1 protein-coding gene is annotated in these 757 nt (G+C 50.5%); it reads left to right on the top strand.

Annotation, left to right across the window (positions count from 1 at the left end; genetic code table 11):
- Positions 1 to 757, top strand: a 757-nt coding sequence (locus HMPREF2909_RS00210) for a YPDG domain-containing protein (RefSeq protein WP_210387845.1), incomplete at both ends; no start/stop codon positions are given.

Below are 757 nucleotides of genomic sequence, written 5' to 3'. Positions count from 1 at the left end.
GAGCCTAAGTATGAGGGTAAGTTGGTTGTTCCTGGTGTGAAGACTACGTCTGCTCCGTCGTTTACTGATAAGGGTGGTCAGGGTGTAGATGTTCCTGAGGGTTCGAAGTTCGCTATTACTGACGGCTTTACGGCTCCTGAGGGTTACACGGTGGCGATTGATAAGTCCACTGGTGTGATCACTGTTGAGTTCTCGGATAAGTCGAAGTTGAATAAGGACACGATCGAAAAGTTTGATGTTCCTGTTACGGTGACGTATAAGGATGGCAGCGCTGATGCGGTGAAGGCTAACTTTAAGCTGGATACTGATGGTGATGGCACGCCTGATACCGAGGATGAGGATGACGATAATGACGGCATCCCGGATAAGGATGACTCTAATCCGAAGGTTCCGAACGCGAATGATCACTTCGATCCTAAATACAAGGATGGCTCTGGCAAGCCTGGTGACACGGTAAATGTTCCTGCTCCGACCTTTACTGATAAGGGTGGTCAGGACACCAAGGCTCCTGATGGCACCAAGTTCACTCCTGGTAAGAACACGCCTGCTGGTGTGACCATTGATGAGAAGACTGGTCAGATCACGGTTGCTATTCCTGAGGGTGCTAAGCCTGGAACCAAGATCGAGGTTCCGGTTGTTGTGACCTACCCGGATGGCACCACTGACAACGTGACTGTCACTGTCACGGTTGCGCAGCCTGATGCGAAGGACAACCAGAAATACGAGCCTAAGTATGAGGGTAAGTTGGTTGTTCCTG

The organism is Alloscardovia sp. HMSC034E08 (assembly GCF_001813415.1).
Classification (GTDB): Bacteria; Actinomycetota; Actinomycetes; order Actinomycetales; family Bifidobacteriaceae; genus Alloscardovia; species Alloscardovia omnicolens.
The sequence above is the reverse complement of the archived record's forward strand: the minus strand, read 5'-3'. Positions and strand labels throughout refer to the sequence as shown.